This is a genomic window from Clostridium sp. HBUAS56017 (assembly GCF_007115085.1).
Classification (GTDB): domain Bacteria; phylum Bacillota; class Clostridia; order Clostridiales; family Clostridiaceae; genus Clostridium; species Clostridium cibarium.
Map to the genome: position 1 here is coordinate 1 of NZ_SULK01000025.1, position 9,995 is coordinate 9,995.

Here is a 9,995-nt window from a genome sequence, read left to right on the forward strand (position 1 = left end):
TAATGAACCGCCGTATACCGAACGGTACGTACGGTGGTGTGAGAGGTCGGTAGATAAAATAATTATCTACCTCCTACTCGATTTGGAATATAATTTGAAATTTAACCAGTGCTTATTTTTAATATTTGAAGATAAAATAGTTTGGATTAAATTTAATGTAATATTTTTAAGTGTTCAGAGTAAGTTGTTATTGGAGTAGAGCCTAAAACTCCTGCTTCTGATCCAATGATAAATATGTTGCTTTTGTTAATTCCTACATTAGAATATGCTTGTACATCTGATTGTGCATTTCCATAGCCATAGCAAAATTGAATGCCTTTAGTTTGTAATTGTTTTAAGTAATTTGCCTTATAATCAGCTGCAGCTTGTCCTATTAATAAGCTACTTCCATAAGAAGTATGTACTAAGCCCATAGGGAATCCTTTTTCTAATAGCCATCTTTGGCTATTTTCAGTTAACCAATAAGGGCGAGCTGTTAAGTAAAGAATATTATAACCTTTAGAACTATAATATTTTGCTACATCATTTGCATTAGAGTACATTTGAGGTATGTAATTTATATTTGTAAGTTCACTTGTATATTCTTTAACATTTTCAAAATCACTGGTGGTAAGGGTGCCGTCAATATCAAAAATAACATATTTTTTACTAGTATCTAAAACTTGTAGATACATATTAGCTTCAGTACCATCACCTTCAACATAAAGTTTGATTAAATGTAATCCAGGAGCTAATTTCATTGAATTTGGAATAGTATATTTAACACGTCCGTCGCTATTAGTTTTTAATCTAGTTAACTTTTCCCAATGACTTGTACTAGAATCTAGAGAATATTCATATATGGAAATCCATTCATTTTCTAAATCCTTATTAAAGTCACCATATTGAAATTTTCCTTCAATATATTGAGATTCATTAGTTGTAACTATTGAATCATAACCATTATGGTGAGGTGTGTGTACACTTACTATATTTTTATTAAACCAACTAAAGTCGGTTCTTGGTGGAGGTGTGAATTGGGATTTTTTAAAATCAAAATACTTTATTTGAGAATTGGTGGCAAATATAACTGATGAGGACAAGTTATTAGCAGCAAATACGATAGTGTTACTAAAAAAAATAGACAATATCGTTGTTAGAACAAGAAATAATGATAACTTTTTTGTTTTTAAATTTTTATTCATGTGATAATCTCCTTATATTTATTGATTTTTAGATATTATGTATAAATTATATACTAAAATTTACACTATGAGGTATAATAATACATAATTTAAAGATATTTTAAGGTGAATTTAATTGTAAAATTATATTTTAATTAAAAAGATTATAAATAAAACATTAACATAACTGATACGTTAAGAATATTATGGTATATAACAATATATTTGGAGTGAGTTTTATGTTTGAAGGACTTAATTTGCAAATAATAAAAGAGTCATGGTTTCCAATTTCTCTAATTTTAATTTTAGTCATTTTGATTATATTTGAATTTGAAATATGTGAGCTAATGGCTAATGTAATAGCAAGAGTAAAAGAAAAGTTTCGTAAGCTTTTCATGAAAAAAGGGACAAGCAGTGAAATATTTAATAAAGTAATAGAATTAGCTGGTTATTCTTATGATTCAAAACAAGATATATTTTATTACAATATGGATGTTTGGCAAAGAAGCATGGGGTATTGTAAACTTTATGACGAATCAACTACACCTTTAGGAATGGTAATAGATTGTGAGCCTATACCTTTTGAGTATAGAGGAGAAAATTGGCTAATTGAATTTTGGAAAGGTCAATATGGGGTAGCTACAGGGTGTGAAATAGGGGTTTATAAAATGAAAAATCATGATATAGATGTTCCAGGTGTCTACAAAGGGCCCTTTTATGAATGTGTAAGTGATGAAGATAGATTGCAGATGTCTGTAGTTTTAATTAAAGATGGAAAAAAAGTTTTCAATAGATCAGAAAAGCATTGGTGGTTAACAGGATTTAAACTTGGTATGTTTTCAGAGCCCTCAGAATTAAAAATGCATATAAAGATCAATTTAAAAGATAGAGAGATGTGCTATAAATTTGTTAATGGGCTAAAGAAAGCAGGATATACCAATTCAGAAATTATAGTAAAAAAGAAGAATACAGTAATTTTGAAATTTGATAGACCACATACAGCACAACCTGTTTCTAGAACACAAGAGATAGAGAGGAGAGAACAAAGAAAAAATCAATGGCTATGTAATGAGTATAATGAATTAACAGGTTCATATAATAGTATGGAAGAGAAAATGAAGGCCGTTTCAGAGGAGTTTCCTGAAATGTTTAATGATATTATAAATATAGGAAATATTAAAGGAATATTTAAGATATATGATAAAATCAGAAGTTATATTGACTAATATTATATAGCAGGAAGTTAAATTCCTGCTTTTCTACTAGTATTTAAATAAAAAATAAATTTTTAAACATATCATTTAGTAGTATTTTATGTGGAGGAAATATTATGAGTTTATTAGAGCACATATCTGAAGTCTATAAATCAGCTGATGAAGTATTATTTGATAATTCTTCAAAGATAATTTTAATGAGTGACTGTCATAGAGGAAATGGAAGCTGGGGAGATGATTTCTCGAAAAATCAAAATCTTTATTTTGCAGCTTTAACACACTATTACAAGGAAGATTTTACTTATATAGAACTTGGAGATGGAGATGAACTTTGGGAAAATAGTGATATGTCTGAAATCATTCATGCACATAGTGATATTTTCTGGCTATTAAGGAAATTTTATAGAAGAGGTAGGCTTTATTTTATTTATGGAAATCATGATATAGTTAAGCAGAGTGATGAATTTGTAAAAGATAATTTGTATAAATATTTTGATGAACGTGAAAAGAAGAATTTTTCTCTGTTTGATAATATAAAAATAGGGGAAGGATTAATATTGAAACATAAATTTACTGGAGATAAGATATTTTTAATACATGGACATCAAGGAAATTATAGAAACTATAGATTATGGAAATTAAATAGATTTTTAGTTAGGTTTTTTTGGAAACCATTAAATTTGTTTGGATTTAATGATCCAACTAGCCCAGCTAAGAATTATGCAAAAAAGGAAGTAGTTGAAAAGAGGTTAGTTCAATGGGTTAAAAAAGAAAAGCACATGCTTATCGCAGGACATACTCATAAACCAATTTTTCCAGAGGTTGGTGAAGCTCCTTATTTTAATGATGGAAGCTGCGTGCATCCACGATGTATAACAGGAATAGAAATTGAACATGGTGAAATAGTTTTAATAAAATGGAGTATGAAAACAAAAGATGATGGTACTTTGTATATTGGAAAAGATATAATAGCAGGACCTACAAAAATACGAGAATATTTTAAGTAGTAATAGATATATTGAAAAAAACTAAATTTTCATCATATACCACTAAATTTCCTACATAAAAAGTAGAATTTTGATTAACGATATAGTATAATTGCATTGCTATAAAATTTTAATTAGAAAGGGTGTGATGTTAGGGTTGGAAAACAAGCTGAAATTATACGGCTTTAACAACCTCACAAAAACACTTAGCTTTAACATCTATGATGTATGCTATGCAAAAAGTGAGCGAGAACAAAAGGACTATATTGCTTATATTGATGAGCAATACAATTCAGAAAGACTTACAAAAATTCTCTGTGATGTAACTGAGATTATAGGAGCGCATGTACTTAATGTATCTAAACAAGATTATGACCCACAAGGTGCTAGTGTGACGATTCTTATTTCAGAAGAAGCACTGCCAGTTCATTTAGTTGACAAATCTTGTAATCATGGTGAAATAGATATATTGAAAACAAGAGAAACGGTAGTTGGACATTTAGATAAAAGTCATGTAACAGTTCATACATATCCAGAATATCATCCGGATAATTCAATTGCTACTTTTCGTGTGGATATTGATGTATCCACTTGTGGAGAAATTTCTCCATTGAATGCATTAAAATATTTAATAGAAAGTTTTGATTCTGACATTATTACAATAGACTATCGTGTTAGAGGATTCACCAGAGATGTTGATGGTAAAAAGTTATTTATAGACCATAAAATTAAATCAATACAAGATTATATTGATGAAAATACATTAAAGAAATATGATGCTATGGATATGAATGTATATCAGTCTAACATATTTCACACAAAAATGTTAATTAAAGAAATTGAACTACAAAATTATCTTTTTAATAAAGATGTATATGAACTTAAGCCAAAGGAAAGGCTCGAAATTACAAATAATCTGCGTAAAGAGATGATAGAGATTTTCAGTGGAACGAATATATATTAGTATGGATGTAGTATAAAAAGCAGTCTCAGATATAGATGAGACTGCTTTTTTTTTTTTGGATTCAAGTCGTGAAATGTTATTATAATGTCGTGAAATAAAATATTATAGAGTTGAGGATTAAATAAATGGAAGATGTGAGAAAAAAATTTAAATTATATAAAATTTATGTAGAATAGTATTAAAGAAAAGTATTGTTACTTAATTAGTAAGTAGTAATTAATAGATTGAAGTATAGAACTAGAGGATAATGAATGCTTTGAATAGCTTATGTTACTGGGGGGTACTACAAGTTAGTTAGACTTCATAAATATTTCTGCAACAATAAATTAAATACTAAAAGTGTTTAGAAAAAAATTGTAGATAATAGTTCTAAGGGGAATTATATAGATTGGAAAATTCGAATATGTCTCTGTTTTTTATTTAATTAATTATAGTAACAAACTATCTTAGTTTTCTCAGTTTATAAAAATAATAGCAAGGTAACTATCCCTGTTAGTATATATTATTGAGATTGAGAAAATATTGTACAAGTTGTATAGGAGGTAAGATCTTCAAGAACTTTTGTATAATAGTTATAAAAATTTAGAGTTTCTAATTTAATGTTTGGATGAAATGATATTTCAAATAGTAAATTAGGATGATGGACTAACAATTCAAGTCCTTGTTAACAATGGATATTGAAACTGTTAGACAATTTAATTGGCCTACACCTGACATTCCTTTGTATTCTGGGAAATTTGATATAGTTTATAGCTATATTTAATGAAACAGATATAGAGGAGTGTTTTTTTTATTTAAATGTTAATCATTCATCATGATTTGTTAACTAAGAATTGATTTATCCGTGATGTATATAAAAACAATTTAAGCCAATAATAAATTTGAAATCATGTTGACATAAAGAAAAAAAGGAATATAATAAAACTACAACACCCCCCGGGGGAGGGAGGAGGAAAAATATGAATGAAGAAAGAAAAAAAGCTATGCAATCTTTAAAGACGGCAAAGGGACAAATCGAAGGAATCATTAAAATGATAGAAGATGAAAGATATTGTGTTGATATTTCAAATCAAATAATGGCTGCTCAGTCCTTACTAAAGAAAGCTAACTTGATTATATTAAAGAAGCATATGCACACTTGTGTTAAGGATGCATGTAGCACAGGAGATGCAGATATTAAGATAGAAGAAATAATAAGTATTTTAGAAAAAGTAATGTCAAAATAAAGAAGGTGTGGAATATGGAAAATAAAACTTTTTTAGTTGAGGGAATGACATGCTCAGCATGTTCAAATAGAGTTGAAAGAGTTGTGAAAAAGCTAGAAGGGATTGAAAATGCTAGTGTTAATTTTGCAACAGAAAAACTTACATTGACTATGAATAATGAAGTGATAGATGATGAAAAAATAAAAGAAGTAGTAGAAAAAGCAGGATATAAACTTGTAGAGGAAAGTAAAGTCAAAGAGAAAGATAAATCTGATACTGAATGGAGTAGGTTATTTAGAAGGTTCATAATATCAATAATTTTTACAATTCCGCTACTTGTAATAAGTATGGGTCATATGCTAGGCATGCATTTGCCTACTATAATTGATCCTGAAATGAAGCCATTAAATTTTGCATTAGTGCAGCTGGTATTAGCTTTAATAGTTATGTTTATAGGTTTCAAATTTTACAAAGTTGGGATAAAGAATATATTTCAGCTTAGTCCTAATATGGATTCATTAATTGCAATTGGAACTTTATCAGCATTCTTATATGGAGTTTTTGCTATAGTTAAAATTACTGAAGGTGAAGTACATTATGTTATGAATTTGTATTTCGAATCAGCAGCAGTAATATTGACTTTAATTACTTTAGGTAAGTATTTAGAAGCAGTATCTAAAGGGAAAACCTCTGAAGCAATAAAGGCACTTATGGGGCTGGCTCCTAAGGTCGCAACTGTTGAAAGGAATGGCAGAGAACTACAAGTAAAAGCTGAAAATGTTAATGTAGGCGATATAGTTATAGTTAAACCAGGAGAAAAGTTACCTGTTGATGGAGAAATAGTTGAAGGAAATACTTCAATAGATGAATCTATGTTGACAGGGGAAAGTATCCCAGTTGAAAAGGAAATAGGAAGCTCTGTTATTGGTGGAAGCTTAAATAAAACAGGATTTATAAAATACAAAGCAACAAAGGTTGGAAAAGATACTGCATTAGCTCAAATAGTTAAATTAGTTGAAGATGCACAGGGGTCAAAGGCACCGATAGCTAAACTTGCAGATGTAATTTCATCCTATTTTGTTCCTATAGTAATAGGACTTGCCGTAATTTCATCTTTAGCTTGGAAAATATCAGGTGAAAACAATGTGTTTGCACTTACAATATTTATATCAGTACTTGTTATAGCTTGTCCATGTGCTTTAGGACTAGCAACCCCAACAGCAATCATGGTTGGTACAGGAAAAGGTGCAGAAAATGGTGTATTAATTAAAGGTGGAGAAGCTTTAGAAACTACCTATAAGTTAAATACTGTAGTATTTGATAAAACTGGTACAATTACTGAAGGAAAGCCGATGGTTACCGATATTATAGTAGATGAAATATCAGAAGAAGAAATCATTATATTAGCTGCAAGTGCAGAAAAAGGTTCGGAACATCCTTTAGGGGAAGCAATAGTAAAGGGTGCTGAGGAAAAAGGGTTAAAGCTCAAAGAGATAGAGAAATTTAATGCACTTCCAGGTCATGGAATTGAAGTTAAGATAGAAAATAAAAATATTCTTCTAGGGAATAAAAAATTAATGCTAGATAAGAATATAATCATAGATAAGTTTAATGCAAAATCAGATAAATTTGCAGAAGAAGGAAAAACGCCTATGTATATTGCTATAGATGGAGAACTTAAAGGCATAATTGCTGTTGCAGATATAGTTAAGGAAAATAGTAAAAAGGCAATAGAAAATCTTAAGAATTTAGGAATTAAGGTAGCTATGATAACAGGAGATAACAAAAAGACTGCTGAAGCTATAGCTAGGCAAGTGGGAATAGATTTAGTTTTAGCAGAAGTTCTTCCGGAAGATAAGGCTAATGAAGTAGCAAAACTTCAAGAACAAGGATATAAAGTTGCAATGGTTGGGGATGGTATAAATGATGCTCCAGCATTAGCAAAAGCAGATATAGGTATAGCTATAGGTTCTGGAACAGATGTAGCTATAGAATCAGCAGATATAGTACTTATGAAAAGTGACTTAACAGATGTAGCAACTGCAATTAAGTTAAGTAAAGCAACTATAAAAAATATAAAAGAAAACTTAGGTTGGGCATTTGGTTATAATGTTTTAGGAATACCAGTTGCTATGGGAGTGCTTCATATATTTGGAGGGCCGCTTTTAAATCCAATGATAGCTGCTGGAGCTATGAGTTTAAGTTCAGTATCAGTACTACTTAATGCTTTAAGACTTAGAAAGTTTAAAGCTTAAAGAATATAATATAGGAGGAGATAAATATGAAAAAGAAATTATTAATAGAAGGCATGAGTTGTAATCATTGTGTGGCACACGTTAAAGAGGCTTTAGAAGCTTTAGAAGGAGTTTCTTTAGTTGAGGTGAGTTTAGAAGATAACTGTGCAATAGTTGAATCTACAACATCAGATGAGGTGCTAAAGGAAGCTGTAGAAGAAGAAGGCTATGATGTTGTTGGAATAGAATAGTCAGTAAAGAAACCTACTAAAATGCGAAATTTTCATTTTAGTAGGTTTCTTTTTGTCAAATTCACGTATTTAAGCATATATTATAGGATAATGAAACATGACGATAAAATGATAGAACTAATATTCTGTAAAGTTAATACATATAAATAGTAACTATAAAATTACTATTTATTATAAGAGCAATTAAAGCAGGAAAGGGAGCAGTAATTTATGTGTGGACATGTTTCGGTTTTCATTAAAAAAGATACCTATAAAGTAGATAAGGAAAAAGTTCTTGAATCATTAAAAACTATTGAGCATAGGGGTCCAGATGATATAGGTATTTATGAAGATGATAGTGCTTTTCTGGGGTTTAGAAGACTTAGTATTATTGATTTGGCAAATGGACATCAACCATTTGAAAAAGATTCATACGAAATCATATTTAATGGTGAAATTTATAATTATAAGAATATAAAAGAATATCTTGAATTGAAAGGGTACAATTTTATATCAAATTCTGATACAGAAGTATTACTTACTGATTATATAGAAAAGAAAGAAAAATCTATATATGATTTAAGGGGAATGTTTACTTTTCTAATATACGATAAAGAAAATAAGGAAGTATTTGGGGCTAGAGATCAGTTTGGAATAAAACCATTATATTATATAGATAATGAAAATATAATTGCATTTGCATCAGAATATAAGGCATTATTACCATTTCTAGAGCATCCAACTGTTAATGAGGATAGCCTTCAAAAATATTTATCATTTCAATATGTTCCAGGTGAAGAGACCATGATAAAGGAAATAAAAAAAGTTCCGCAAGCACATTATTTCACAGTTAAAGATAACAAAATAAGTTTTCGATGTTATCATAAGGTGAATTTTAATCAAGAAAAAATAATTGATAGAAAAGAAGTTTATGATGTTATGGTAGATTCAGTTAGTTCTCATATGATTTCAGATGTTGAGGTTGGAACGTTTTTATCTGGAGGTGTTGATTCATCTATCATAGCAACTATAGCTAGCAAAAAAAATCCTAAAATAAAATCTTTTACTGTAGGATTTGATGTAGAAGGATATGATGAAATAGATGTTGCTAAGAAGACTAGTGAAGAGTTAAATATTGAAAATACTTATATTAAAGTAGGGGAAAATGATTATATTAATGCAATTAAGGATGTAGTATATAAATTTGACGATCCAGTTGCTGATCCTTCTGCTGTTGGTTTATATTTTTTATCAAAGGAAGCCAGCAAACATGTTAAGGTAGTATTGTCAGGAGAAGGTTCTGATGAATTATTTGCGGGGTATAATATATATAAAGAATATTATCCTCTAAAGAAAGTTTTTAAGCTACCTAAAATAATTAAGAAGTTCATTAATTTTATTGCAAAAAAGTTACCTAATATAGTAGGGAAAAATTTCTTGTTAAGAGGAACTACTCCTTTGAGGGAGAGATATATTGGAAATGCCAAAATTTTTAATAATGAAGAAACAGAGAAAGTTTTAGTCAATTATAATCCAAATAATGATTTTCAAAATGTAGTAAAAAGAATATATAATGATTGTAAAGAAAAAGGATATGACTATGTTACAACTATGCAAAATATTGATATTAATACTTGGCTTATAGGGGATATTTTAGCAAAAGGTGATAAAATGTCTATGGCTAATTCTATTGAGCTTAGAGTACCTTTTTTAGATAAAGAGGTATTAAAGGTGGCAGAAAAAATTCCTCTAAAACAAAGAGTTTCTAGAAAAAATACAAAGCTATTACTTAGAGAAGCTTTTAGAAATATAGTTCCAAGACATGTTGTTGATAGAAAAAAATTAGGTTTTCCAACACCTATAAGGGTATGGTTAAAAAGCAAGCTTGGAGAAGTAGTCAGAAGAACTATAAATGATTCAAAGGTAGATAGATATATAAAAAAAGATTATGTTATGGAACTTCTAGATGAACATCTTAAAGATGAAAAGGATAATTCTA

8 protein-coding genes are annotated in these 9,995 nt (G+C 29.1%); 7 read left to right on the plus strand and 1 reads right to left on the minus strand.

All coding sequences use genetic code 11. From position 1 onward, the window contains the following. Nucleotides 1-152 precede the first annotated feature (152 nt). Nucleotides 153-1,184 (minus strand): HAD family acid phosphatase, encoded by a 1,032-nt coding sequence (locus tag FAY47_RS16970; protein ID WP_143318124.1) that lies wholly within the window; start codon nucleotides 1,182-1,184, stop codon nucleotides 153-155. 218 nt (nucleotides 1,185-1,402) lie between these two features. Between FAY47_RS16970 and FAY47_RS16975 the strand changes: the two genes are divergently transcribed. The 7 genes from FAY47_RS16975 to asnB all read left to right on the plus strand — a co-directional run. Then, entirely contained in the window at nucleotides 1,403-2,389 is a 987-nt protein-coding gene (locus FAY47_RS16975; protein ID WP_185966880.1) for a DUF4474 domain-containing protein, read from the plus strand. Nucleotides 2,390-2,493: 104 nt separating this feature from the next. Further along, a complete protein-coding gene (locus tag FAY47_RS16980; protein ID WP_143318126.1) occupies nucleotides 2,494-3,384 on the plus strand; it encodes a metallophosphoesterase in 891 nt (296 codons plus the stop codon). Nucleotides 3,385-3,508: 124 nt separating this feature from the next. Then, nucleotides 3,509-4,327 carry an adenosylmethionine decarboxylase gene (gene speD / locus FAY47_RS16985; protein WP_185966881.1) on the plus strand — a complete coding sequence of 273 codons (819 nt, stop codon included), beginning with the start codon at nucleotides 3,509-3,511 and terminating at the stop codon, nucleotides 4,325-4,327. A gap of 959 nt (nucleotides 4,328-5,286) precedes the next feature. Further along, nucleotides 5,287-5,553, plus strand: a complete 267-nt coding sequence (locus tag FAY47_RS16990) for a metal-sensing transcriptional repressor (protein ID WP_143318128.1) — start codon at nucleotides 5,287-5,289, stop codon at nucleotides 5,551-5,553. Nucleotides 5,554-5,567: 14 nt separating this feature from the next. Then, a complete protein-coding gene (locus FAY47_RS16995; RefSeq protein ID WP_143318129.1) occupies nucleotides 5,568-7,787 on the plus strand; it encodes a heavy metal translocating P-type ATPase in 2,220 nt (739 codons plus the stop codon). A 26-nt stretch (nucleotides 7,788-7,813) separates the two neighbouring features. After that, nucleotides 7,814-8,017, plus strand: coding sequence for a cation transporter (locus FAY47_RS17000; protein WP_143318130.1), 204 nt, complete (start codon nucleotides 7,814-7,816; stop codon nucleotides 8,015-8,017). A 210-nt stretch (nucleotides 8,018-8,227) separates the two neighbouring features. Then, a partial coding sequence (asnB, locus tag FAY47_RS17005; RefSeq protein ID WP_243129652.1) for an asparagine synthase (glutamine-hydrolyzing) occupies nucleotides 8,228-9,995 on the plus strand: 1,768 nt, incomplete at its 3' end.

Coding starts and splice junctions, on each gene's coding strand:
- FAY47_RS17000 (WP_143318130.1), top strand. CDS start 7,814: ATGAAAAAGAAATTATTAATAGAAGGCATGAGTTGTAATCATTGTGTG.
- FAY47_RS16980 (WP_143318126.1), top strand. CDS start 2,494: ATGAGTTTATTAGAGCACATATCTGAAGTCTATAAATCAGCTGATGAA.
- FAY47_RS16970 (WP_143318124.1), bottom strand. CDS start 1,184: ATGAATAAAAATTTAAAAACAAAAAAGTTATCATTATTTCTTGTTCTA.
- FAY47_RS16990 (WP_143318128.1), top strand. CDS start 5,287: ATGAATGAAGAAAGAAAAAAAGCTATGCAATCTTTAAAGACGGCAAAG.
- FAY47_RS16975 (WP_185966880.1), top strand. CDS start 1,403: ATGTTTGAAGGACTTAATTTGCAAATAATAAAAGAGTCATGGTTTCCA.
- FAY47_RS16995 (WP_143318129.1), top strand. CDS start 5,568: ATGGAAAATAAAACTTTTTTAGTTGAGGGAATGACATGCTCAGCATGT.